At 71.9% G+C, this 24,641-nt stretch carries 17 protein-coding genes; 7 read left to right on the top strand and 10 right to left on the bottom strand.

Features of this window, described 5'->3' with window-relative positions; genetic code table 11:
* Positions 1-62 precede the first annotated feature (62 nt).
* Together ACFVX4_RS09485 and ACFVX4_RS09480 are read left to right on the top strand one after the other, a co-directional pair.
* Entirely contained in the window at positions 63-1,400 is a 1,338-nt protein-coding gene (locus ACFVX4_RS09485; protein WP_389973690.1) for a PspC domain-containing protein, read from the top strand.
* The gene (locus ACFVX4_RS09480; protein ID WP_389973687.1) at positions 1,387-1,650 is read left to right on the top strand and encodes a hypothetical protein; all 264 of its coding nucleotides are present in this window, start codon (positions 1,387-1,389) and stop codon (positions 1,648-1,650) included. The genes ACFVX4_RS09485 and ACFVX4_RS09480 overlap by 14 nt, the downstream gene beginning before the upstream one ends.
* On the opposite strand, the gene ACFVX4_RS09475 is transcribed toward ACFVX4_RS09480, so the two are convergent.
* The 4 genes from ACFVX4_RS09475 to guaA all read right to left on the bottom strand — a co-directional run bounded on the left by ACFVX4_RS09475 (position 1,557) and on the right by guaA (position 6,244).
* Complete coding sequence (locus ACFVX4_RS09475; protein ID WP_389973684.1) at positions 1,557-2,066, bottom strand: DoxX family protein; 510 nt, start codon at positions 2,064-2,066, stop codon at positions 1,557-1,559. The two genes, ACFVX4_RS09480 and ACFVX4_RS09475, sit on opposite strands and share 94 nt — an antisense overlap.
* 124 nt (positions 2,067-2,190) lie before the next feature.
* Complete coding sequence (locus tag ACFVX4_RS09470) at positions 2,191-3,459, bottom strand: hypothetical protein (protein WP_389973681.1); 1,269 nt, start codon at positions 3,457-3,459, stop codon at positions 2,191-2,193.
* A 113-nt stretch (positions 3,460-3,572) separates the two neighbouring features.
* Positions 3,573-4,343, bottom strand: coding sequence for a class II aldolase/adducin family protein (locus ACFVX4_RS09465; protein WP_389973678.1), 771 nt, complete (start codon positions 4,341-4,343; stop codon positions 3,573-3,575).
* Between the two features lie 305 nt (positions 4,344-4,648).
* Complete coding sequence (gene guaA / locus ACFVX4_RS09460; protein ID WP_389973675.1) at positions 4,649-6,244, bottom strand: glutamine-hydrolyzing GMP synthase; 1,596 nt, start codon at positions 6,242-6,244, stop codon at positions 4,649-4,651.
* Between the two features lie 358 nt (positions 6,245-6,602).
* Between guaA and ACFVX4_RS09455 the strand changes: the two genes are divergently transcribed.
* Positions 6,603-6,920 (top strand): chorismate mutase, encoded by a 318-nt coding sequence (locus tag ACFVX4_RS09455; RefSeq protein WP_389973672.1) that lies wholly within the window; start codon positions 6,603-6,605, stop codon positions 6,918-6,920.
* A 577-nt stretch (positions 6,921-7,497) separates the two neighbouring features.
* Positions 7,498-8,547 (top strand): LAETG motif-containing sortase-dependent surface protein, encoded by a 1,050-nt coding sequence (locus ACFVX4_RS09450; protein ID WP_389973669.1) that lies wholly within the window; start codon positions 7,498-7,500, stop codon positions 8,545-8,547.
* 138 nt (positions 8,548-8,685) lie between these two features.
* Here ACFVX4_RS09450 and ACFVX4_RS09445 read toward each other — a convergent pair whose 3' ends face one another.
* From ACFVX4_RS09445 to ACFVX4_RS09425, 5 genes are all read right to left on the bottom strand, one after another.
* Positions 8,686-10,515 carry a GMC oxidoreductase gene (locus tag ACFVX4_RS09445; RefSeq protein WP_389973666.1) on the bottom strand — a complete coding sequence of 610 codons (1,830 nt, stop codon included), beginning with the start codon at positions 10,513-10,515 and terminating at the stop codon, positions 8,686-8,688.
* A gap of 49 nt (positions 10,516-10,564) precedes the next feature.
* Positions 10,565-12,193, bottom strand: a complete 1,629-nt coding sequence (locus tag ACFVX4_RS09440) for a succinic semialdehyde dehydrogenase (protein WP_389973663.1) — start codon at positions 12,191-12,193, stop codon at positions 10,565-10,567.
* A gap of 140 nt (positions 12,194-12,333) precedes the next feature.
* Positions 12,334-13,998: a serine/threonine-protein kinase gene (locus ACFVX4_RS09435; protein WP_389973660.1), complete on the bottom strand. Its 1,665-nt coding sequence runs from the start codon at positions 13,996-13,998 to the stop codon at positions 12,334-12,336.
* Between the two features lie 130 nt (positions 13,999-14,128).
* Positions 14,129-17,119, bottom strand: coding sequence for a serine/threonine protein kinase (locus ACFVX4_RS09430; protein WP_389973657.1), 2,991 nt, complete (start codon positions 17,117-17,119; stop codon positions 14,129-14,131).
* Between the two features lie 183 nt (positions 17,120-17,302).
* Positions 17,303-19,321: a serine/threonine-protein kinase gene (locus ACFVX4_RS09425; protein ID WP_389973654.1), complete on the bottom strand. Its 2,019-nt coding sequence runs from the start codon at positions 19,319-19,321 to the stop codon at positions 17,303-17,305.
* A 120-nt stretch (positions 19,322-19,441) separates the two neighbouring features.
* On the opposite strand from ACFVX4_RS09425, the gene ACFVX4_RS09420 reads away from it, so the two are divergent.
* On the top strand, positions 19,442-20,524 hold the full coding sequence (locus tag ACFVX4_RS09420) for a serine hydrolase domain-containing protein (RefSeq protein ID WP_389973651.1): 1,083 nt from the start codon (positions 19,442-19,444) through the stop codon (positions 20,522-20,524).
* On the opposite strand, the gene ACFVX4_RS09415 is transcribed toward ACFVX4_RS09420, so the two are convergent.
* Positions 20,521-22,227 (bottom strand): glycerol-3-phosphate dehydrogenase/oxidase, encoded by a 1,707-nt coding sequence (locus ACFVX4_RS09415; RefSeq protein ID WP_389973648.1) that lies wholly within the window; start codon positions 22,225-22,227, stop codon positions 20,521-20,523. The two genes, ACFVX4_RS09420 and ACFVX4_RS09415, sit on opposite strands and share 4 nt — an antisense overlap.
* Before the next feature lie 261 nt (positions 22,228-22,488).
* On the opposite strand from ACFVX4_RS09415, the gene ACFVX4_RS09410 reads away from it, so the two are divergent.
* Both ACFVX4_RS09410 and ACFVX4_RS09405 read left to right on the top strand, forming a co-directional pair.
* Positions 22,489-23,751, top strand: coding sequence for a nucleotide sugar dehydrogenase (locus ACFVX4_RS09410; RefSeq protein WP_389973645.1), 1,263 nt, complete (start codon positions 22,489-22,491; stop codon positions 23,749-23,751).
* Between the two features lie 105 nt (positions 23,752-23,856).
* Entirely contained in the window at positions 23,857-24,468 is a 612-nt protein-coding gene (locus tag ACFVX4_RS09405; RefSeq protein WP_389973642.1) for a hypothetical protein, read from the top strand.
* The last annotated feature ends 173 nt before the right edge of the window (positions 24,469-24,641 follow it).

The raw sequence follows: 24,641 nt of genomic DNA, 5'->3' as shown, positions 1-24,641 counted from the left end.
TCAGGGATCGGCCAGGGTCGCCGCGGGTCCCGGACGGGCTCGCGGCCCGTCACCATGGAGCCATGACCGTTCCCCAGGACGCCTCCCCCGGTGTCGCTCCGCCCCCCGAACCGGCGCCTCTGCTGCGGCGCAGTCCGCAGCACAAGGTCGTGGCCGGGGTGTGCGGCGGGCTCGGCCGGTACTGCGACGTCGATCCGGTGATCTTCCGGATCGTGCTCGGTGTGCTGTCCGTGACCGGCGGCATCGGGCTGATCTTCTACGGCTTCGCCTGGCTGCTGGTCCCCGTGGACGGCGAGGAGGAGAACGAGGCGCGCAGGCTGCTGTCCGGCCGGGTGGAGGGGGCCTCGCTGATCGCGGTGCTGCTCGCGCTGATCGGCTGCGGTCTCTTCCTCTCCATGCTGGGCAACGGCGGCACGCTGGCGTTCTCCGCGATGCTGTCGCTCGCGGTCGTCGGCTTCGCCGTATGGACGCAGCACCGCAGGACCGCGGCGCCCGAGGACCCGCTGCATCCGGCGACCGCGCAGGCGGTGGCGGACGCGCCGCCCGAGGTGAAGGCGCCGCCGTCGCCGGGCAGCCCGTCGTGGTGGCGGGACCCGATCGTCAAGGACGGTACGACGGGGCCGGTGGGCGCGGGCTATCTGTGGGGTCCGGCCGACGCTGTGCTCCCGCCCCGCGCGCCGAGCCCCGCGGGTGCCGCGCCGAAGGATCCGTTCCGCGCGCCCCGGCAGGAGGCCGGCACCAGGGGCCCGACCTCGATCGGCGGCGTGGTGTTCCTGTTCGCGCTGATCGCGGGCGGTCTGGGCACGGGGCTGAGCTGGGAGTCCCAGCCGTTCGGTACGAGTCTGCAGTTCGGCCTGGCCGGTGCGCTCGCGGTGTTCGGGCTCGGGATGCTGGTCAGCTCGTTCCTGGGCCGGACGGGGTTCGGCACGGTCATGCTGGCGATGATCACGGCCGCCCTGCTGGCGGGCGCGTCCGCGCTGCCCAAGAACATCACCACCCAGTGGGTGCGCGAGGGGTGGCGGCCCGCCTCGGTGGCGGCGGTCCAGCCGCACTACCGGCTGGGCACGGGGGTGGCACGGCTGGACCTCACCGGGATCACGGTCCCGCGGGGCGGCACCGTCGCGACGGAGGTGAACGTCGGGGCGGGCCGCGCCGTCGTCGTCGTACCGAAGGACGTGACGGTGAAGGTGGACGCGCGGGCGGGCGTCGGTGACATCACGCTGCCGGTCAGCCGACCGGGCGAGACCCTGTTCGGAGGGCCGCGCGAGGTGGACGTCGACGCCGAGCAGCGGGAACACCGGACGCTTCCGCCGCCCCCGGGCAGCAGACCGGCGGGCACCGTGGAGCTCACTCTCGAAGTCGGCATCGGACAGGTGGAGGTCACTCGTGCTGCGTCATGAGATCCGTCCCGGACGGGCGGTGGCGGGCGTGGTCATGCTCGCGCTGGCGGCGGGATACACGGCGGACGCCGCGGGCGCCTGGGACGCCCCGTGGGTCTTCTTCTTCCTGCTGTTCTTCGGCGGCCTCTGGCTGGCCGCCACCGCGACCTGGGTGAACTACCTGATCCGTCGCCGTCGTGACGCGAGAAGGGCGTCCACGGAGAACGCCGCGCCCCCGCCGAGCACCAGCGGCAGCCAGGCCATGAGGTAGGCCAGGTCGTTGCCGAAGTAGTACGGCGTGACCTGCCAGCTCACGGTCAGCCACAGGCTGAGCGAGATCAGCGCCCCGCCGAGCGCGGCGAGCCGGGTCCAGAGCCCGAAGAAGGTGCCGAGGCCGACGGCGAGCTCACCGATGGCGATGGCGTACCCGAAGGCTCCCGGGCTCTTCAGCGCGAGGTCGACGAGGGCCGGGATCGCGGACGAGTCGCGTACCGCGTGCATGGTCTCGCCGATGGAGCCGGGGCCGCTCGCCCGGAAGAAGGCACTGTCCGTCAGCTTGTCGAGCCCGGCGTAGATGAAGGTGACGCCGAGGAAGATCCGCAGGGGCAGCAGGGCGTGCTCCCGCGCCACGTCCTTGAGCCCTCTCGACTCGCCCAGACCGCGTACGTTCGTGCCGTATCCCTGCATGTGGCTGCCCCGCCTTCCGTAGACCCGTCACCAGACCATACGTACGCGGGGAACGCGCTGCTCACCCGGTGGGTCGTCCGGCCCGGTACGCGCCATTCCCCCGGGCGGTCCCGGGCCCCGGCGGTCAGTCCGTCACGTCGATCTCGACCCGGTTCGTCTCCACTCCGGCGGCGGTCACGACCTGCACCTCCACCAGCCCCGGCTCGACCTCCACCGGTACCGGCACGGTCAGGACGCCGTCCGTCGGGTTGGCGAAGCCGCCGGTGACCGGGATCAGCGGCACGTGCACATGGACCCGGCCGATCCGGACGACCATGCGGGCCAGCCGGTCCGGTGTCCCGGCGCCGGGTGGCACGAAGCCCGCGCCCCGGATCTCGATGTCGTCGCCGGTACGGACCGGCGCGTCCAGGTCCCCGGCCTCGCGGGCCCGGACCACCGAGAGGATCACCGGACGCCCGCCCTCCGCGTACTTCCCGGCGAAGTAGGCGAGCGCCGAGACGGTGACCAGCAGCGCCAGGCCCCAGGGCAGGTCCGGCAGCTGCTCCGGCCGGCGGGCCAGGCGGACCGCGGCGAACAGCACGGCGACGGTGCTCACCAGCACGTACTGCACATCCGTGAAGCTGCCCCGCCCGGAGTCGTCGGTGAGCAGATCGGCTGCGCGCGGCCGGTCGGCCCGCAGCTTCTGGAGGCGCCCCGACAGGGCCCGTACGGTCACCACCCGGCGTACGACGACGGCGACGGCGGACACCAGCGCGAGCACGGTCACCACGCCGGCGCCCCGGGCCAGATCCAGCCCCTCGATGAGTCCGTCGCGCTCGGCGTGGCCGGAGGCGCCCACCAGCTGGAGCGCCAGCACGAGCACGGAGAAGACCGCGAGCAGCACCCAGGAGACGGCGACCGCCCGGGAGGTGGAGAGCCGGTTGTCCTCGCCGATCAGCGGGGCGAGGAGGCCGCCGCGGGCCCGGTGGACATGGGCGGCGCCGGTCAGCAGGCCGGCGGTGACGAGTCCGGCGACCAGTCCCGCGGTACGGGCGTTGGTCCAGCCCGCGCCGATGGCGGTGGCGGCCTCGCCGATGATCAGCAGGGCGACGCTGCCCCACACCACGATCAGGGTGCGCCGCCACACCCGGTACAGCCAGGCGTCGCCCGCCTCCCGGCCCCGTTCGGCGACGGTCCTGGCGGACTGGGTCAGCTCGTCCGAGACCCACTGGCGGGTCGCCGACACGGACTGCGCGACCCCGGGCGGCAGCCCCTGGCCCGCGGCGAGTTCGTCCCGCTTGGCCAGGAACGCGGCCACCGCGCGCCGGTGGCCCTCGCGCGCCCCGTGCGGGCAGTCGCCGCACGTGCAGCCGCCCCCGTGCGTGCTGCTCGCCCTCGCCTCGTCCAACGCCACTGGGAACGCCGCCCTTTCAAGCCCCGGTGCAGCCAACTCGGCTGCTATTGCAGCGAATTGTGCCGTACGACAGGGCCACGGACCGCATCGGGGCGGTCCGTCGGCGCGTGTCGTCAGAATGTGCGACTGATCCGGCGCCACAGGGGCTGGTAGTTGATCCATGCCACCAGGTCGCTGCCCAGCTGGTCACGGGTGGCGACCGCGTCCCGGTGCTCGATCAGCACCGGTTTCCCGGCGGCCCGCGCGGCCAGTTGCACCTGGCAGGAGCGCTCAAGCGCGATGAACCACCAGGCGGCCGCGTCCACCGAATCGCCGACGGTCAGCAGTCCGTGGTTGCGCAGCACGATCGCCTTGTGCCCGCCGAGCGCGGCGGCGATCCGGCGCCCCTCGTCCTCGTCGACGACGACCCCGGTGTACGCGTCGTACAGGACGTGGTCCTCGTAGAAGGCGCAGGAATCCTGGGTGATCGGCTCGATGAGCTCGCCGAGCGCGGACAGGGCCCGCCCGTGCACGGAGTGGGTGTGCGCGACGGCGACGACGTCCGGGCGGGCCCGGTGCACCTGCGCGTGCACGGCGAAGGCGGCCTGATTGACGTGGTGGCGCCCCTCGACGACCTGCCCCTCGCCGTTGGCCAGGATCAGCTCGTCCGCCGTGAGCCCGTCGAACGGGGCCCCGAAGGGGTTGACCCAGAAGCAGTCGGTGAACTCCGGGTCCCGTGCGGTGATGTGGCCGGAGACGCCGTCCTCGTACCCGTACTCCCCGAACAGTCGGAGCGCCCCGGCCAGTCGTTCCTTGCGGTACGCGCGCTCGTCGGCCACGGATTCGTGGACGGGCGGCATCGCGAAGTGGAGCTGGTCCACGGGTATGGGCGTGGGCTCGGACATGGCGGCTCCTCGGGGCTCCCAGGGCGTACGGGACCGGAAGTTACCGCCGGTTGCCGCAAGTGGCCAGGGTGTCGGGAAGGCTGCCCGCCTGTTTCTACGCCCGGCGGCCGTAGTCCTTGGTGAGGTCGACGTCCAGCCCCTCAGGCAGACGCGCCGGCAGGTCGTTCTCCAGAAGCCACGTGGTCCGCATGTGAAACCTGGTCTGCGGACTCATGAAGACAAGAATCCGGCCTGCCCAGCTCATACGACGATGCCGCCGCCCAAACGAATGAGCGACGGCATCGGCATTGACCTTGCGGGAGGGGTCACTCCCACTCGATGGTGCCCGGCGGCTTGCTCGTCACGTCGAGCACGACGCGGTTGACGTCGGCGACCTCGTTGGTGATGCGGGTCGAGATCCGGGCGAGCGTCTCGTACGGCAGGCGCGACCAGTCGGCCGTCATGGCGTCCTCGGAGGAGACCGGGCGCAGGACGATCGGGTGGCCGTAGGTGCGGCCGTCGCCCTGGACGCCGACCGAGCGGACGTCGGCGAGCAGGACCACCGGGCACTGCCAGATGTCGCGGTCCAGGCCGGCCGCGGTCAGCTCCTCGCGGGCGATGGCGTCGGCCTCGCGGAGCAGGTCGAGCCGCTCCTTGGTGACCTCGCCGACGATACGGATACCGAGGCCGGGGCCGGGGAACGGCTGGCGCTGGACGATCTCCTCCGGCAGGCCGAGCTCCTGGCCGACCATCCGGACCTCGTCCTTGAACAGCTGGCGCAGCGGCTCGACGAGCTGGAACTCGATGTCCTCGGGGAGGCCGCCCACGTTGTGGTGCGACTTGATGTTGGCGGTGCCGGTGCCGCCGCCGGACTCGACGACGTCCGGGTACAGCGTGCCCTGGACGAGGAAGGCGACTTCCTCGCCGCCGGCGGCGCCCTCGGCGACGATCTCGGCCTGGGCCTGCTCGAAGACGCGGATGAACTCGCGGCCGATGATCTTCCGCTTCTGCTCCGGGTCGGAGACCCCGGCCAGCGCGGCCAGGAAGCGCTCCTCGGCGTCGACGACCTTCAGCTGGACTCCGGTGGAGGCCACGAAGTCCTTCTCGACCTGCTCGCTCTCACCCTTGCGCATCAGACCGTGGTCCACGTACACGCAGGTCAGCTGGGAGCCAATGGCCTTCTGCACGAGGGCCGCGGCGACCGCGGAGTCCACCCCGCCGGACAGACCGCAGATGGCGCGCTTGGTGCCGACCTGCTCGCGGATCAGCGCGATCTGCTCCTCGACCACATTGGTCGTGGTCCAGGTCGGCTCGATGCCGGCGCCGCGGTAGAGGAAGTGCTCCAGGACCTGCTGGCCGTGCGTGGAGTGCAGGACCTCGGGGTGGTACTGGACGCCGTAGAGCTTCTTCTCGTCGTTCTCGAAGGCGGCGACCGGGACGACGTCCGTGGACGCGGTGACGGTGAAGCCCTCGGGGGCGGCGGAGCAGGCGTCGCCGTGCGACATCCAGACCGACTGCTCGGCGGGGGTGCCCTCGAAGAGCGTGGAGCCGGTCTTGGAGACGGCGAGCGGGGTACGGCCGTACTCACGGGCACCGTTGTCGTCGACGGTGCCGCCGAGCGTGGTGGCCATCAGCTGGAAGCCGTAGCACATGCCGAAGACCGGGACCCCGGCCTCGAACAGCGCACGGTCGAGGGAGGGCGCGCCCTCCGCGTACACCGAGGAGGGGCCGCCGGACAGGATGATCGCCCGGGGGTTCTTGGCCAGCATCTCGGCCACCGGCATGGTGGACGGGACGATCTCGCTGTAGACCCGGGCCTCACGGACGCGTCGGGCGATGAGCTGGGCGTACTGCGCGCCGAAGTCGACAACGAGAACCACGTCGGTGGTGGTGTCGGGGGCGGCGGGGGGTGCTGCTGGCACGGGCGGCCTTCCGGCGGTGAAGGGGGGTCTGTTTTGTCGATTCTACCGGGGTTGCGGAGTCCGCCGTCGTCCCGCCCGTACGGGGGTGCGGTGGCGGACTCCGCGGGGGCGCGGCCGGACCCGGTGTCTCAGCATCCGGGCCCCGTGTTGGCCCGCCCTCGCCAGCGGGGCCATACTGAGTTCCATGCAGCAGCACACGACCTTCGTCTTTACCTATGGCATCCGGCCCGCCGGCTGCCATGGTCGTGCTGCTTGATCCCAAGCAACGTTCCAGGCGCCCCGGGCCGAAAGGCCCGGGGCGCCTTGGCGTTACGGACCGGTCGGCCTCGGGGACCACACCCCACGAGGAGTCACCACCATGACCAGCACCGCCCCCGCGAAGACCGCCCAGGCGAAGACCACCGCCGAGAAGACCGGTGCGCACACCGAAGAGGCAGCGACGCCGATCGACGACGCGCGGGCCCGCATCGACACCCTCGACGACCGGATCATCGGACTCGTCCAGGAGCGGATGGCCGTCTCGGCGGTCATCCAGGAGGCCCGGATCACCTCCGGCGGTCGCCGGATCAGCCTCTCCCGCGAGATGGAGATCCTCGCCTCGTACCGGGACGCGCTCGGCAGGCCCGGCACCTCCCTCGCCATGACGCTGCTGGAGCTGTGCCGCGGCCGGGCGTGACGCCCCGCGGGCCGGGGGTCCCCCGGCGTATCCCAGTTCGGGCCGACTCTCACCCGTACGGCGCGTGACCGGGTCCGGCGCGGCTTCGTTGGTCCCGGTGTCCGTGCCAGCCAGGGGCGGCTCCGGAAGGAAACTACGCGTGGCTCCGCTGGAGCGTGTGGCGCACTGCAGGTGCGCCGTGGGACCGCGCCCCAGCGTGCGTGACCGGTCGGCAGGGGACAGCAGCCCGGTCACCCCAGGATACGGCCGGCTCCGGGGACGCCCGGAGCCGGCCGTATCCGGTTGAGATCCAGCCGAAACGGCCTGCGCGACGCGGGCCGCGTCCCGGCACCGACGCACGAAGGGCCCCGCCGACCGAACCCGGTCCACGGGGCCCTTTCCGTGGAAACAGGGGCCGTTTCCCGTGGAAGCGGACGTGAGGGGCGTCACATAAAGGTTCTGTGAGCATCCGGACAACCATTGCGGCGGACCGCTGGTCAACCATGCGGAACCACCGGCCCCGCTCGTGCCCCCTCACGACGGGCCCGTCCCGAAACCCGTATCGCACACCGCGCTACGCCGGACTTCCGAGGTCACCATGAAGCTTCGCCGCGCCCTGGCACTCGCCGCCGCCACGGCAGTCATCGCCCCTGCCGCGGTCCTGGCCGCCCCCGCCGCGTTCGCCGTGACGACGGACGGGACCGCCGAGGCCACCGGCTCGCCCTCGCCGAGCGACTCCGGGTCCCCGGCGACCGAGCCGAGCGCGTCCGCCTCCGAGTCCGCGTCCACGCCCGCCGAGAAGCCCGGCGAGAAGCCCGGCGAGAAGCCCGGCGAGGAGCCCGGCACACCCGGTCCGGGCGAGGCCTCCGAGAGCACCGGTCCGGCCCCGGGCGAGGCCGTCGGCGCGACCCCGAGCGATTCGGCGAGCGCCTCGTCGTCCGCGTCCGCATCCGCCTCCCCGTCGGAGTCCGAGGACCCGGAGGAGCCGGCCGAGTGCGCCAAGTCCGACCTGGACATCTCCGTCAACGGCCTGCCCGGCCGGATCGCCCGGGGCAGCGGCTGGCACACGTTCAAGATGAACGTCTACAACTCCTCGAAGTCCGCCGTGAAGGAGATCGACTACTTCGCGGGCGCCTCCTCCGACAAGGCGGGCAACGACCTCTTCCGCTCGAAGCAGGTCAGCCTCCAGGCCCTCGACCCGGAGACCGACAAGTGGGTCGAGCTCAGCGAGGACGGCCGCGCGGTCGGTTACGTCGGCCAGTCCGACGAGATCCCCGCGGGGTACGAGGTCGACATCCCGCTGCGCATCAATGTGAAGCCGACCGCCCCCGTCGGCGCCGGATTCACGCTCGGTGCCGGTCTGTACGTGGGCGACAAGGACTGCATGGGCGTCAGCGATGTCGCGTACAAGTTCAAGATCGTGGAGTCCGGCGGGAGCGGTTCGACACCGCAGACGGGCGGCAGCGCCCCGGTCCCGTCCACGAAGCCGGCCGACAACCCGACGGGCAAGGTGTCCGGCAGCCTCGCGGAGACCGGTTCGTCCTCCGCGCTGCCGGTGTTCGCCACCGCGGGCGGCGCGGCCGTAGTGCTCGGCGCGGGCGCGATGTTCATCGTGCGGCGCCGCAGGAACGGTGACGCCGACGTGTGACGCGTCCGCTCACCGTGAGCATGGAGGGGCTGCACTCGGAGGGGGGTGCAGCCCCTCTCTGTTGTTCCGATTCCCCTGATCCGACGATCCGATTCCGCTGTCCCGATTCCGCTGCGCCTGCTACGACTTCTTCTACTCCTACGGCTGCTTCTTCGGCGGGACGGTCGGCAGCCCGAGGAACGGCAGCTTCAGCGCGCCGAAGGCGTCCTTCGGCACGGCCGGTGACCGCGGCTCGACCGCGGCCAGCCGTTCGTACGCCTCGCCCGGTGCCGGGCGCGGGTCCGCCTCGCCCTTGTTGGGCCAGAAGGACATGGCGCGCTCGGCCTGGGCGGTGATGGTGAGCGACGGGTTGACACCGAGGTTCGCGGAGACCGCCGAGCCGTCGACCACCGAGATACCGGGGTGCCCGTGGAGCCGGTGGTACGGGTCGATCACCCCGTCGTCGGCGGTGGCGCCGATGGGGCAGCCGCCGAGGAAGTGCGCGGTGAGCGGGGTGCCCATCAGCTCGCCCACGTTCGAACCCGCGAAGCCGTTGATCTCCTCGGCGAGCAGCGTGGCGCTGCGCGTCGCCCCCTCGATCTGGGTCGGGTTGGGCGCGCCGTGCCCCTGCCGGGCGGTGAGCAGGCCCTTCCCTATGCCGCCCGGCTTTCGGTACGTCGTCAGGGAGTTGTCGAGCGACTGCATGACGAGCCCGATGATGGTCCGTTCCGACCAGCGGCGGTTGGAGAGCGAACGCACGGCGAGGGTCGGGTGCTTGGCCATGTTGCCGAGCCAGCCGAGCACCCGTCGGCCGCCGTAGGGCACCTGGAGGATGGACATCGAGCCCATCGCGTTGGAGCCCTTGCCGTAGCGGACCGGCTCGATGTGGGTGTTCTCATCAGGGTGGACCGAGGAGGTGATCGCGACGCCCCGGGTGAAGTCGGCCTTCGGGGTGCCGTGCTTCTTGCGGTATCGCCGGTCGCTGGTCTGCGAGCCGACGAGCGCCTCGGAGTTGGTACGGGTCAGCTCGCCGAGCCGGGCCGAGAGCCGGGGCAACAGCCCCTTGTCCTTCATGGTGTGCAGCAGGGTCTGCGTCCCGTACGTACCGGCCGCGACGACCACCTTGCGGGCGCGCAGCCGCGTGGGCTTCGCCTTCCTGCGGCGGTCGGTGGGGACGGTGACGACGTGGTAGCCGCCCTCCGGGTCGTCGGTGATCGCGACGACGGAGGTCATCGGGTGGATGACGGCTCCGGCCTTCTCGGCGAGGTGGAGGTAGTTCTCGTTGAGGGTGTTCTTCGCGCCGTGGCGGCAGCCCGTCATGCATTCGCCGCACTCGGTGCAGGCCTTGCGGGCGGGGCCCGCGCCGCCGAAGTACGGGTCGGCGACGGTGCCGCCGGGCTTCGCCTTCGCCGTGCCGTCGGCGTCCTTGCCGTCGCCGAAGAAGACACCGACCGGGGCGAGGTGGAAGGTGTCGCCGACCCCCATGGCCTGTGCGGCCGCCTTCAGATGGACGTCGGAGGGGGTCATCGTCGGGTTGAGCCGGACCCCGAGCATCCGCCTGGCCTGGTCGTAGTACGGCTTCAGCTCGTCCTGCCAGTCGGTGATGGCCGCCCACTGCCGGTCCTCGAAGAACGGCGCCGGGGGCACGTACAGCGTGTTGGCGTAGTTGAGCGAGCCGCCGCCGACGCCCGCGCCGGCGAGCACCATCACATTGCCGAGCAGATGGACGCGCTGGATGCCGAAGAGTCCGAGGGCGGGGGCCCACAGGTAGTTCCTGAGGTCCCAGGAGTTCTTGGGGAGGGTGCCGGGGGTGAAGCGGCGGCCCGCCTCCAGCACCCCGACGCGGTACCCCTTCTCGGTCAACCGCAGGGCCGACACCGCACCGCCGAAGCCCGAGCCGACGACGAGCACGTCGTAGTCGTAGGCGGCGTCGTCGTCGGTCCTTTCCGGGGCAACGGGCCGATTCTGGGCAGGGCTGTCCTGGGACATGGCTCTCCTCGGTACGAAACGGGCGGAAGGTGCTGCGGTGCCACCGGGGTCAGCGCAGGCGGAACGCCTTCATCGCCTTGAGGCTGACGCTCATGAACGCCGCGTACTTCTCGTCGTCCATACCGAAGGACGGGGCGAGCGGAATCAGCCGCTGCTGGGCGACGGTCTGCGCCTCGGTGTACTTGAGGATGCCCTCGGAGCCGTGCCGGCGGCCGAGTCCGGAGTCCTTCATGCCGCCCATCGGGGACTGCACGCTGCCGTACGCGGGGGCATACCCCTCGTTGATGTTGACCGTGCCGGTCCGCAGCCGGGCGGCGACCTGGTGGCCGCGCCTGGAGTCCTTGGTCCAGACGCTGGAGTTCAGGCCGTACGGGGTGGCGTTGGCGAGGGCGACGACCTCGTCCTCGTCGGTGAAGCGGTAGATGGAGACGACCGGACCGAAGGTCTCCTCGTTGCAGACGGCCATCGGCGCCTCGACGCCGTCGAGGATGGTCGGCTCGTAGAACAGTGGACCGATGTCGGGCCGGGCGACCCCGCCCGCGACGAGCCTGGCGCCCTTCTCGACGGCCTCCGCTACATGCCGGGTGACGGTCTCCAGCTGGCGCTCGCCGACCAGGGAACCCATGTCGGCGCCGTAGGCGAGGGAGTTGCCGAGCCGCATGGCCTTCGTGCGGGCGGCGAAGCGGGCCACGAAGTCGTCGGCGATCGACTCGTGGACGTACAGCCGCTCGATGGAGATGCAGAGCTGACCGGCGGAGGAGAAGCAGGCGCGGACGGCGCCCGCGGCGGCCTTCTCCACGTCGGCGTCCTTCAGGACCAGCATGGCGTTCTTGCCGCCGAGCTCCAGCGAGACACCGACGAGCCGGGCCGCCGCGCCCTGCGCGACCTCGCGGCCGGTGCGGGTGGAGCCGGTGAACGAGACGTAGTCGGCGTGCTTGACGACCTCGGGGCCGACGACGGGTCCGTCCCCGAGGACGACCTGGAACACCTCGGCGGGCAGTCCGGCCTCGATCAGCAGGTCACGGGCCCACAGCGCGGTCAGCGCGGTCTCCGTGTCGGGCTTCATCACGACGGCGTTGCCGGAGACGAACGCGGGCAGCGCGTCGCCGACGGACAGCTCGAACGGGTAGTTCCACGGCGCGATCTGCCCGATGACGCCGCGCGGCTGGCGCAGCTCGGTGACCTTGGTGAGGGTCGGCACGACTCCGGTGTGCCGCTTCGGCTTCAGGTACGCACCGGCCTTGCGCCCGTAGTGGCGGGCCGCGACGGCGACGGCCTGCACCTCCTCGTGGGCGTGCAGCCGGGCCTTGCCGGTCTCCAGCTGGATGAGGTCGAGCACCTCGGCCTGGCGGCTGAGGACGAGGTCGTGGAAGCGGAGCAGTACGGCGGCCCTGGCGCGGACGGGCGTCGCGGCCCAGGCGGGCTGGGCCGCACGGGCCCGCTCGAAGGCGCTCGCCACGTCCTCGGGGGTGGACTCCGGCAGGTCGGCCAGCTTCTCCCCGGTGAAGGGGGTGTGGTTGGCCGTACGGCCCGATCCGGCCACACCCCGGGTCAGCTGGGCGATCACCTCGGGAGTCACCACATCGGCGGCGGTGCGTACGCCCGCGGGGGCGGCGGCCACCGGGTTGGTGCCGAGCGGGGCAGCGGAGGTGGACGTGGAGGCCTGCGAGTCCGTCATGAGGGCGAGAGTACGTCCAGCCGCACGCTTTGGGTACCCGTGAGTAACGGGTTTTCACACTCCTCACAAACAAGCCAGTGATCACTGGCAACAAAGCCCCTGATCAGGAGCCCTGCCGTCGCAGCACGGCCCGGCGGGCCTCAGCCGGAGCTGCCCGGCGCACGCCATCCGCGCAGCATCGTGTCGAACTGCGCCCGGGTCGTGTCCCAGTCGTCCGCCGGACCCGTCATGTACATCGCGTACTCCGGACCGCTCTCCTCGCCGAAGTACATCTGGTCGATGGCGTGGCGCGGACCCGGATGGTCCTTGGTCTCGGTCCAGGTGAACTCCCAGAGCGAACCCGGCCGGTCCCGGTACGTGTTGGAGTGCAGGGTCTCGCGCTGGTAACCGGGAAGCCGTTTGGCGAGCTGCGTCTCCAGGCTCAGCATGTGCATGTACGGATTCTCGAAGTCGGGCGCCGGATCGATGCTGATCCGGATGTAGTGCACGCCGTTGTCCGGGGTGTAGTCGATCTGGTTGCCGTCCGCCCGGCGCTCCCAGCCGTCGGGCACGGTCAGGCTGAAGCCCTCGGGGTCGTTCACCCGGTGCCAGCCCTTGGGCACGTCCTTCACCTTCACCTCGGGCTTGGCCGAGGGCGAAGGGCTGGGAGCGGTCCTGCCGGAAGTGGCGCCCGCGTGCGCGCCCGTGCCGTCGCGCCCGGTGGTGTTCTCCGTCCGGTCCCCGTACTTCATCGCGGCGAGTCCCGCGCCACCGCCGACCAGCGCCGCGGCCGCGATGACCAGGACCACCGTGCGCCAGCGGCCGCGGCTGCGCCGGGGCGCCGGGGCCGGGGCCGGCGTCGGGGCCGGGGCGGCGGCCGGCTGGGGCAGTTGGGTGGTTCCGGGCCCGGACGGGCCCTCCGGACCCAGGGAGCGCAGGACCTCGTCGGGGACGCTCTGCGTCGGTACGAACGCCTGCGCCGCCACGGGCGCGCGGCCCTCCATGGCGTCCAGCAGCATCCGTTCGGTCTCCGCGGCCGACGGACGCTCGTCCGGCTCCTTGCGCAGCAGCGCGGTGATCACGGAGGTCAGCGGGCCCGCCCGGCCGGGCGGCGGGGGCTCCTCGGCGACGACGGCCTGCATGGTGGAGATCGGGGACGTACGGCGGAACGGCGAGCGCCCCTCGACCGCGGTGTAGAGCGTGGCACCGAGCGACCACAGGTCGGACGCCGGCCCCGGGTCTCCGCCGCGCACCCGCTCGGGCGCCAGGTAGTCGATGGAACCGACCAGTTCACCGGTCCGGGTGATGGTCGAGTCGCCCTCGATGGCGGCGATCCCGAAGTCGGTGAGCAGCACCTGGCCGTCCTTGGCGAGCAGCACGTTGCCGGGCTTCACGTCACGGTGCAGGACCCCCGCTGCGTGCGCGGCGCGCAGGGCGCTCAGCACGTGGAGGCCGATCCTGGCGGCCTCGCGCGGCTCGACCTCGCCGGACTCCTTGGCGGCGTCGGCGAGGGACGGGCCGTCGACGTACTGCATGACGATCCAGGGCCGGTTGTCGTACTCGATCACGTCATGCACGGTGACCACGCCCGGGTGCGTGATCCGGGCCGCCGCGCGGGCCTCCTTCTGCGTGCGGGCGTGCAGCACGATCCGGTCGGCCTCGGCGACAAAGAGACCGGCGGTCAACTCCTTGACCGCGACCGTGCGGTGCAGCACCTCGTCGTGGGCGCGCCAGACCTTGCCCATGCCGCCGCGCCCGAGGACTTCGCCCAGCCGGTACCTTCCGGCCAGCACCAGTCCCGTTTCCGTGCTCTGTGATCGATCCACGTATCCCCGCCCCGTTCCTCGGGTGCCAGATTACGGAGGGGATGCACGCCCACGGAACCTCGCACCACCCACGAGACCGCACTGTGATGCTTGTCGCTCCGTCATCGACCGGGTGTTGTACGGAGAGAGTTCAGGGCGTCACGCGGTAGGAGGAGATGGCTTGTTCGTAGATGTCCGAAACCTTGTCGCGCCGGTTCTCCGGGCCGATGACCTGGATGACGTGGTAGCGGCCGTCCACGACCATCACGAGATTGCGGGCGTAGACCTCGCGTCCCGACGCGTCCTGCCAGGTGAACTGGCCCTCCGCCATGGCCTGTCGCCCGACGTCTATCCGGCGCAGCCCGCTCGACCCCGACCAGCTGGAGTCGCGGAACTGCTGCAACTCCAGTTCCTTGTCGGCCTGGTACGCCAACGGGTCGTTGCCGCCGGCCTTGACGGTGTCGCGTCCCGGGACGATCAGCAGGCTGAAGCCGTCGCTGCCGTAGCGGATCTGGCGGTCCGCGTTGGCGGGGCTGCGCTGCCAGCCCTTGAGCACGCCGACCTCGAAGCCCTCCGGATCCTTGCGCAGGGTGTAGCCGGAGGCGAGCGCGACGGCGGAGCGGCTGGTCTGCGGCTGCTGCGCACCGGGTGACCCCGAGGACGTCGAGCCGCCGGACCCGCCGATGCCGGGCTCCGGCGAACCGGACGTCGACGACGCCGGGCCCGTGGAACGGGTGCCCGGTTCACCGCCCGACTTGGGCATGAACATCACGGCGTACGCGATGGCCGCGACGAGGGCCAGCAGGATCAGCACCAGGAGCAGCCTCCCGAGCCGCCGCGGCGCCCGCCGCTCGCCGTCACGGGGGCGGGGCGGGGTGCGCAGCGCCTTGGGACCCTTGGGCTCACGCGGCACCCGGGGGGCCTGGGGAGGCCGGGGGGGCTGGGCGACCCGGGGGGCTTGGAAGGCATTGGAAGCCTTGGGGGCTCTTTCCGGCCCGGGTCCGTCCTGCCGGTCGGGCCTGTCCTTGGTGTGGCGGTGGCGGCCGTGGGCCGCGCTCCTGCCACGTCGTCTGCGGACCAGCTCGCCCCTGCGACGTACGACGGGAAGCCGGGCGCTGTCGGCGGACGGCAGGGGCACGACGTCCAGACCGGCCTCGGGCTCGGGCGCCGAGCGCACCAGGGAGCGCAGCCAGCCGCTCAGCTCCTCGAAGTCCGGCCGCTCGGTGGGGTCCTGGCGCAGCAGGGACTCGACGACGGGACGCAGCGGGCCGCACTCCTCGGCGAAGGCGGGTGGTTCGCCACAGACCATCTGGACGAGCTCGGCGGCGTTCTCCTCGGGGTACGGGGCATGGCCCTGGACCGCGCGGTAGAGCAGGGCGCCGAGCGCCCAGAGGTCGGTGGAGGGGCCGATGGGCGGCGCCAGCCGCCAGTTCTCGTGGACGGGGCCGGCCTGCTCGGGCGCCCAGCGCTCGGTGACCGCGCCGACCACGGCGATCCGGGCCTGCCGGGCGCGCTCGGCGGCGAGCGGGGTGGCCGGGCCGCGGTAGGCGGAGCCGGTACGGCCGCTCCCGGCACCCTCGTCCCAGTGGTCCGGCTGTTGCTGTCGGCCGGGCCGGTGCGCGGGCACTGCCGGAAGGTCGCCGTGACGCCGGGCGTCGGCGCGCAGGGCGTCCTCGCCCGAACCTCCGGCGGGGACGGGGCGCCCGGATCCGGGGCCGTCGCTCCAGGAGCCGGTGAGGTGCAGCCGCCGCGCGTGGGGCCGACCGTCCTCGTCGTCGTCCTCGTCGTGGGGATCCGCGGCGTACGGATCCTTGGCGTACGGGTCGTCGGCGAACGGGTCGTCGGTGGCGTGGCTCCGGGGAGCGGCCGGCTGCGGACGGCTGTGGTCCGGGTCGGACGGTTCCGTGCCTTCCGGCCGTGCGGAACGCTGGACCGGCAGGCTGCCGGTGTCCTCCGCCTCGCCCGCCCCGGTGCGGCGCCGGTCCTCGCTGACGCGTGCGGCGGCGCGGGCGCCCGCACGGTAGGCGGCGATGGCTCCGGCGCGCGCGGCCCGCAGGTGCGCGGCGTCTCCCGTTCCGCCGTGCGTGTCGTCGTCGTGGGAGTGACGATCATCGGGGTGGCCGTCGTCGCCGTGGCGGTCGTCGGGGCGATCGCCGCCGCCGTACGGGTCGTCATCGCCGTACGGATCACCGCCATACGGATCACCGCCATACGGATCATCGGCGTACGGATCATCGGCGTACGGATCATCGCCGTACGGTTCGTCATCGCCTTGGGAGTCGCCGGTCGCCCGGCCCGCCTCGATCGCGGCCGGGCCGCGTGAGGCCGGCACCTCGGCCGGAGGGGCGGGCACGGACGGCATGGGCGGCGGAGGCGGTATGGCAGGCGGGGGCGGCGCGAACACCCCGGCCGGACCCGCGCCGATCGCCGGGCGGCCGAACCCGCCCTCGTCGCCGTATCCGCCCTCGTCGCCGTATCCGCCCTCGTCGCCGTATCCGCCCTCGCGCCCGTATCCGCCCTCGTGCCCGTCCTCGTCCTCGCCCTCGTCGAGCTGCGGTGTCGGTACGTACCCGCAGAGCGCCTCCTCCGCCGCCCCGGCCGCCAGGCCGGTCAGCACCACGCGGCCGTCGTCACAGATCAGCACCGTGCGGACGGTGATGTTCCGGTGGGTCCAGCCGTGGGCGTGCAGCACCCGCAGCGCGGTCAGCACGTCGGAGCCGATCTCGGCGGCCCGGAAGGGATTGAGCGGTCGCTCCACGAGCAGGGCGGCGAGCGGGCGGGCCGCGACGAGTTCGCTCACGATCCAGAGCGAACCCGCCTCGGCGAACACGTCGAAGACCTGGTCGAGCCTGGGGTGGTCGGGGACCTGGGCCGCCGCCTGTGCCGCTTCCACGGCGCGCCGGACCGCCGGGTCCGCGGGCGCGCGCACGGCCCGTCCGGTGGCCCGTCGGTCCGCCGGGCCGGGATCGTCGGCGTCGAGCACCTCGGCGTCCACCACCTCGGGCAACGGCACCTGCCGGACCAGGACTTCCTGTCCGCTGTAGGTGTCGAATGCCCGGGTCTCGACCACTTCGTACTCATCGGTCGAAGGCAGCGGAAGGCGGTAGCGGTCGGCAAGTACCCGACCCGCGTAGTCGTCCACGACGCCTCCCCAGAGCGCGCTGTCCCCCCGGCCACGAAGACCGCGTCCATCCATCAATTGCGGTCACTTACCGTGCAATTGACCTACCGTTCCGGCTGCGTACGGTCTTCAGGCTCTCACGATACGTGGCAAGTGACGGCCGCGCGGCTGGGTCGGCTCATCCCGGCCCTTTTCACCCACGGGTCAGTCGATGGGCTTGAACGTGTCGAACGCGGTCTTGCGCAGCGTCCGGCACTCCGCGCTGTCCCACTCGTCCGCCTTGCAGCTGATCATGATCGCGTAGCCGTGGCCGGCGTCGACCTTGAAGCCCCGGTTGAGCACATGGACCCGCCGGCCGTGCTGGGTGCGCTCGAACTGCCAGTCGGCGACGGTCGGGTAGCCGTTGTACTGGACCTTGTTGATGCCGAGTTGATGGAAGCCGTTGCTGCTGGCCGCGACGGCGGCCTTCGCGGCGTTCCAGGCCGCGGCCGCGTCACCACCGGGCGAATCGGTGTAGTCGACCTGGATACGGGGGAAGCCACCGCTGACGTCGTAGATGGCACCGGAGTTGCTGCCCGCCTTCTGGTCGAAGCGGAAGTTCTCGGGCATGGCGATCGTGAAGTGGAATTCCTTGTTCGTCACTGTCCGGAACCCGGCGGGCAGCGCGTCTCCCGGCTTGTCGCCCTTGTCGCTGCCCTTGTCGCTGTCCTTGCCGTTGCCCTTGTCCTCGCCCTGGCCCTGGTTGCCGCTCTGGTCCTGGCCCTTGCCCTTGCCCTGGTTCTTGCCGCTGCCGCTGTCGGTGTCCGTGGAACCACCGGTCGCCGTCGAGGGACCGGCCGAGGTCGACTTGTCGCCCTTGCCGTTGCCGTTGCTCGCGTCGTTCTCGTCGTTCCCGCCGAGCGTGAGCGCGAGGACCGTGCCGATCACGGCGAGCACGATCACGGCCGCGATGATCGCCAGGGTGCGGCGCGGGACCACGTCCGTGATGGACGCCCGGGGCGGGGTGGCCGGTGACGTCGCCGGGCGCGGCGGCGGCACGACAGCGGAGGCCGCAGTCCCGCCGACCGCGGCAGCCGCGGGCCGGGCAGGCTTCGCGGGGGTGTCCGCGCCACCGGCCGCGGGGGCGTCCGACGGAGGCGCCTTGGGCGCGGGCGGCGCGGTGACCGAGGCCGCGGCGGTGCCCGCCGCGACGGCCGGTGTCGCCTTCGCGTTCCGTACGGAGCGCAGTGCGCCCCGCAGCCGGTCCCGCGTGCCCTCGCCCTGTTCCGCGGGCTTCGGCGTCGCCTTGGCACGGGGCTCGGCCGGAGCCTTGGGCAGCGCCATGACCTGGGTGGCGTCGGCGGGCGGGGGCACCACCGGGTCCGGCTTCTCGGGGGCGTGGATCACGTCGTTGAGCAGGGCACGGGCGCCCGCGTCGTCGAGCCGCTGCTCGGGGTCCCTGGCGAGCAGGCCGTAGATGACCTCCTCCAGCGGACCGGCGTTCTTCGGCGGGTCGAGCGGTTCGGTCATCACCGCGGTCAGGGTGGCGATGGCCGACCCCTTGTCGTACGGCGGTGAGCCCTCGACGCTGGCGTACAGCAGTCCGCCGAGCGACCAGAGGTCTGCGGGCGGTCCCGGCTTGTGGCCGCGGGCGCGCTCGGGCGAGATGTACGAGGGGGCGCCGACGAGCATGCCCGTCGAAGTGACCGACGGGTCGCCCTCGACCTGGGCGATACCGAAGTCGGTCAGCACGACCCGGCCGTCCTCGGCGATCAGCACGTTGGACGGCTTCACATCGCGGTGCAGGATGCCCTCACGGTGCGCCGAGCGCAGCACGTCGAGGATGGCGAGGCCGACCTCGGCGGCGCGCTTCGGCGTCAGCACGCCGTCCTCGCGCACCGCTTCGGCGAGGGACTTGCCCTCGATGAGCTCCATCACGATCCACGGCCGGTCGTCCTCGTCGACCACGTCGTAGACCGTCACCGCGCCGTTGTTGCGGATCCTGGCAATCGCCTTCGCCTCACGCAGCGTGCGCGTGATGAGCCGTCGCTTCTCGTCGTCGTCGATGGCCGAAGGGAACCGCAGTTCCTTGACCGCGACCGTGCGGCCCAGCGTCTCGTCGACGGCACGCCAGACCGTGCCCATACCGCCCCGGCCGAGCACCTCCCCGAGCCGGTAGCGCCCCGCAAGGAGACGTCCGTCCTTGTCCCGTTGGGGCTCCCGTGCCTGCTCTGCCTCCGACATGCGTCCCCTCTGCGATCAACCCGCCCTGGCAGAGCGTTCATTGTCCCTCACCCCGGCACCGGTCATGGTGCCGGGTCCGCAGGCCCGTCATGATGTGCCCGGAGGAAGGGAATCCCTGCCTTGCCGATACTCAGGGCGTTGTTCGCCGCCCCGTTGGTACTGGCGCTGTTCGTACTGGGAACAACGACCCTGCCCAGCGAACCACACCTCACCCCCGCAGCCACCTACCTGTCCCGGCTCGTCACCGAGGGCGGCGCTCCCACGGCGGCGCTGCTGGCCCATCGTGTCTCTTCCGCACCGTACGACACCTACCGCTCGACAGGCCCCGATGTCCGGCGGGCGGACCGGTTCCGGGCGGGCAGCATCACCAAGACCTTCGTCGCCACGGTCGTGCTCCAACTCGTCCGGGAACACAGGCTGCGGCTGACGGACACGGTCGAACGGCTGTTGCCGGGGCTGGTGCACGGCAACGCCGACCGCCGCATCACTCTGCGCGCCCTGCTCAGCCACACCAGTGGCCTCTACGACTACACCGCCGACCCATCGACCCACCCCCGCTCCGCCACCGCGGCGCTGCGCGTCGCCCTGTCCCATCGTCCGACGGGCGCCCCCGGCCGCTACGCGTACTCCAACACCAATTACGCCGTACTCGGACTCGTCGTTCAACGGGTCACCGGACACCCCTACGCAACCGAGATCCGCAACCGCCTCATCACCCCTCTCCGTGTCACGGGCACCTCGCTCCCGGGCGCCCGGACCGCTCTGCCCATCCCGCACGGCCGCGGCTACACCCGCGATCCGGCCGACGGCAGCCTGCGCGACGCCACGACGCTCGACCCGCGCACGGCGGGCGCGGCCGGCGAGCTGATCTCCACGCTCGACGATCTGAACCGCTTCTACACGGCCCTGCTGGGCGACCGTCTCCTCGCGCCCGCCCAGCTGGCGATCCTGCTGAACACCGGGGCCACGCACGGCGTCTACGGTCTGGGCATCTATCCGCAGAAGCTCTCCTGCGGCATCACCGTCTGGGGGCACAACGGCCATATCGCGGGCAGTTACGTCCGGACCGCCGCCACCCGTGACGGCAGGCATACCCTGACGTACCGCATCGACACGGACACCCTGGCCGATGCGGCGACCCTCGAAACCGCGCTGCTGGACGCGAAGTTCTGCGACGGGACGCCGAAGCCCCGGAGTTCCTAGATCGGCACGATGTCCGGAGCCCCGAGCCGCGCCGCGTCGGCCGTGAGGTCGTCCGGCTGCCGCTGCGACTCCCGCTCCGCCTGCACCCGCTTCTCGTAGTGCTCGACCTCTCGGTCGATCTGCCCCTCGTCCCAGCCCAGCACCGGCGCCATCAGTTCCGCGCAGAGCCGGGCGCTGTTCGTGCCCCGGTCGAAGGTTTCGATGGAGATCCGGGTCCGGCGGGTCAGCACGTCGTCGAGATGGCGGGCCCCCTCGTGCGAGGCCGCGTAGACGATCTCGGCCTTCAGGTAGTCGTCCGCCGCGGGCAGCGGCTCCCCCAGCACCGGATCGCCGAGGATCAGCTCGAGGATCTGCTCGGTCATCGAGCCGTACCGGTTGAGCAGGTGCTCCACCCGGGCGACATGGAGGCCCGTGCGGGCCGCGATCCTCGCGCGGGCGTTCCACAGGGCCGGGTATCCCTCCGCCCCCAGCAGCGGGATCTCCTCGGTGACGCAGGCCGCCACCCGCTGGTCCAGACCGTGCACCGCCTCGTCCACGGCGTCCTTCGCCATCACCCGGTACGTCGTGTACTTGCCACCCGCCACGACCACGAGACCCGGCAGCGGATGCGCCACCGTGTGCTCGCGCGAGAGCTTGCTGGTGGCATCGGACTCGCCGGCCAGCAGCGGCCGCAGCCCGGCGTAGACGCCCTGGACGTCGTCCCGGCTCAGGGGCGTGGCCAGGACCGAGTTGACGTGTTCGAGCAGGTAGTCGATATCGGCGCTGGACGCCGCCGGGTGCGCCTTGTCCAGGTCCCAGTCGGTGTCCGTCGTCCCGATGATCCAGTGCCGTCCCCATGGGATGACGAAGAGGACGGACTTCTCGGTCCGCAGGATCAGGCCGGTCGAGGAGTGGATGCGGTCCTTGGGGACGACCAGGTGAATGCCCTTGGACGCCCGGACGTGGAACTGTCCGCGCTCCCCGATCAGCGCCTGGGTGTCATCCGTCCAGACCCCGGTCGCGTTGACCACCTGCTTGGCTCTGACCTCGTACTCCCCGCCCGCCTCGACGTCCTCCACCCGGGCGCCGACGACCCGCTCGCCCTCCCGGAGGAAGCCGATCACCCGCGCGCGGTTGGCCACATGTGCGCCGTATCCGGCGGCGGTGCGCACCAGGGTCGCCACATAGCGGGCGTCGTCCATCTGCGCGTCGTAGTACTGCAAGGCGCCGATCAGGGCGTCCTTCTTCAGTGCCGGGGCGACCCGCAGGGCATGGCGGCGGGAGAGATGCCGGTGCACGGGCAGGCCGCGGCCGTGCCCCGACGACACCGACATCGCGTCGTAGAGCGCCACGCCGGAACCGGCGTAGAGCCGCTCCCAGCCCTTGTGCTGCAACGGATAGAGGAACGGCACCGGCTTCACCAGATGCGGGGCCAGCCGCTCCAGGAGCAGCCCGCGCTCCTTCAGCGCCTCCCGGACGAGCGCGAAGTCGAGCATCTCCAGATACCGCAGCCCGCCGTGGATCAGCTTGCTCGACCTGCTCGATGTGCCCGACGCCCAGTCGCGGGCCTCGACCAGGCCGGTCGAGAGTCCTCTCGTCGCCGCGTCCAGCGCCGTACCGGCGCCGACCACGCCCGCCCCCACGACCAGCACGTCCAGTTCGCGCTCGGCCATCGCGGCCAGCGCCTCGGCGCGCTCCGCAGGTCCCAGTGTCGCTGTCCTCACCGCTGCCTCCCGGGTAGATCGGGGTGGTCCGGCACGGGGACGCGACCCGACCCGGCGGTCGGGGCGGCCCGTGCCCACCTCTCGATTCTGTCCGCCGTCCACGACTTCGGCCACCGCCTGTGGACAACACCAGGACGACAGGAGGCCCACAATGCGACATATAGTTCATATTTACGCCTAGTGTGACATTGCGCTGTCCACAGCGGTTGCGCTTTCTGCCCTCATGGTCCATAGACCGACCGGGAAGGACGGCCCATCCACATGCCCGCAGACCTCGCCGTCATCGGACTCGGCCACCTCGGCCTGCCCCTCGCCCAGGCCGCCGTGGCCGCAGGCGTGCAGACCGTCGGCTACGACACCGACCCACGCGCCTGCACGGAACTCTCCGCGGGCCGCACCCCCGTCGAGGGATCGCTCACCGCCTCGGACGTCCGCCGGATGCTCTCGGGGGGTTTCCGGCCCACCACCAACCCGGCCGAACTGGGCCGGGTCCGTACCGCGGTGATCTGCGCCCCCACCCCGCTCGGCGCCGACCGCACACTCGACCTGACCGCCGTCTGCGACGCGGCCCGCGCGCTCGCCGCCCGGCTGCGCCCGCACACCACCGTCCTGCTGGAATCGGCCGTGCCGCCCGGCACCACCGAGAACTACCTGCTGCCACTGCTCGAAGAGGGCTCGGGGCTGCGCGCCGGCCGCGACTTCCACCTCGCCTGCTCCCCCAGCCGCCTCGACCCCGGAAACCGGAGCCACGTCTACGCCAACACCCCCAAGGTCATCGGCGGCCTCACCCCCGCCTGCACCGAATCCGCCGCCGCCTTCTACGGCCGGCTCACCGACAAGGTCGTCCGGGCCCGCGGGCCGCGCGAGGCCGAGATGACGAAGGTCCTGGAGACCAACTTCCGGCACGTCAACATCGCCCTGGTCAACGAGATGGCGGTGCTCTGCCACGACCTCGGCGTCGACCTGTGGGACGTCATCCGGTGTGCCGAGACCAAGCCTTTCGGCTTCCAGCCGTTCCGTCCGGGCCCCGGCGTCGGCGGCCACGGCGCACCCGTCGACCCGGGCTACCTCCCGTACAACAGCCGCACCCCCGGCCACCCCCTGCGGATGGTCTCGCTCGCGCAGGAGATCAACGGCCGGATGCCGCAGTACGTGATCCAGCGCTGCGCCACCCTGCTGAACGAACACGGCAAGTCCGTCCGCGGCGCCCGGGTGCTGCTGCTCGGGGTCACCTACAAGCCCGACCTCGCCGACCAGGAGGGCTCCCCCGCCCGGGAGATCGCGACCCGGCTGATGGACATGGGCGCCCAGATCGGCTACCACGACCCGCACGTCCTGGACTGGCGGGTGCGCGAACTCCCGGTCCCGCGCGCCGACTCGCTGTACGAGGCGGCGTCGAGCGCCGACCTCACGGTGCTGCTCCAGCACCACCGGACGTACGACCTCCAGGGCCTCGCAGTGAAGGCCCAGCTCCTCCTGGACACCCGGGGCACGACCCCGGCGGGGGCCGCGCACCGGCTGTGAGAGCCCCTCCCCTGGGATTTCGGTGGGCGATGTCACAGGCTGCTGCTAGCCTGCGGCGTCACTTCTCGCACAGTCGTGCGCTTCCGTCCCAGGGGGGATACCACCATGAGTCAGCCCGTGCCGCCGTCGGACCAGCCGCAGCAGCCGTACAACGCCCAGCCCGGCGGCAACCCGTTCGCGGGCCAGCAGCCCGGCACCGGGACCGGCAACCCGTTCGCGGGGCAGCAGCCCGGTGCCCCGACGGGCAACCCCTTCGCGGACCAGCAGCCCGGCGCCCCGTTCGGCAGCGCGCCGTTCACCCCGCCGGCCCCGGCACGCGACAACATCGGCCTCGGCCTGGTCGCCGCCGTCGTCGCGGCCGTGGTCGCCGCGGGCGTCTACGGGGCCATCATCGGCGCCACCAAGCACGAGATCGGCTACGCGGCCGTGGGTGTCGGCTTCATCGTCGGCTTCGCGGCGGGCAAGGTCGGCGGCCGCAACCCCGTGCTGCCGGTCGTCAGTGCCGTGCTCGCGCTGGTCGCCGTCTACTTCGGCCAGCTGCTCGGCGAGGCGATGATCGCGGCCAAGGAGCTCCCGGTCACCGTCTCCGAGCTGTTCTTCGACCACTTCAGCCTGCTGAACGAGGCGTGGAAGGCCGACTCCGACTTCATCTCGTACCTCTTCTTCGCCATCGCGGCGGTCGCCGCGTTCTCCGGCGCCAAGAAGGCCGCCGACTAGGGTCTTTCGTTTGGATCCGGCCTGATCCGAACGGGAGAGGCCCTGGTCGCGGACCGCACCCCGCGCACACGGGAGGGGACAGAAAACAGACCTGGTTCGAGACACCCCACCCGGCTCCGAAAAACCCACAAAAAAGCCCCGAGGCCGCCCCCCCTACACCCAACAAACGGAAC

Source organism: Streptomyces sp. NPDC058240, assembly GCF_042882135.1.
GTDB lineage: Bacteria > Actinomycetota > Actinomycetes > Streptomycetales > Streptomycetaceae > Streptomyces.
The sequence above is the reverse complement of the archived record's forward strand: the minus strand, read 5'-3'. Positions and strand labels throughout refer to the sequence as shown.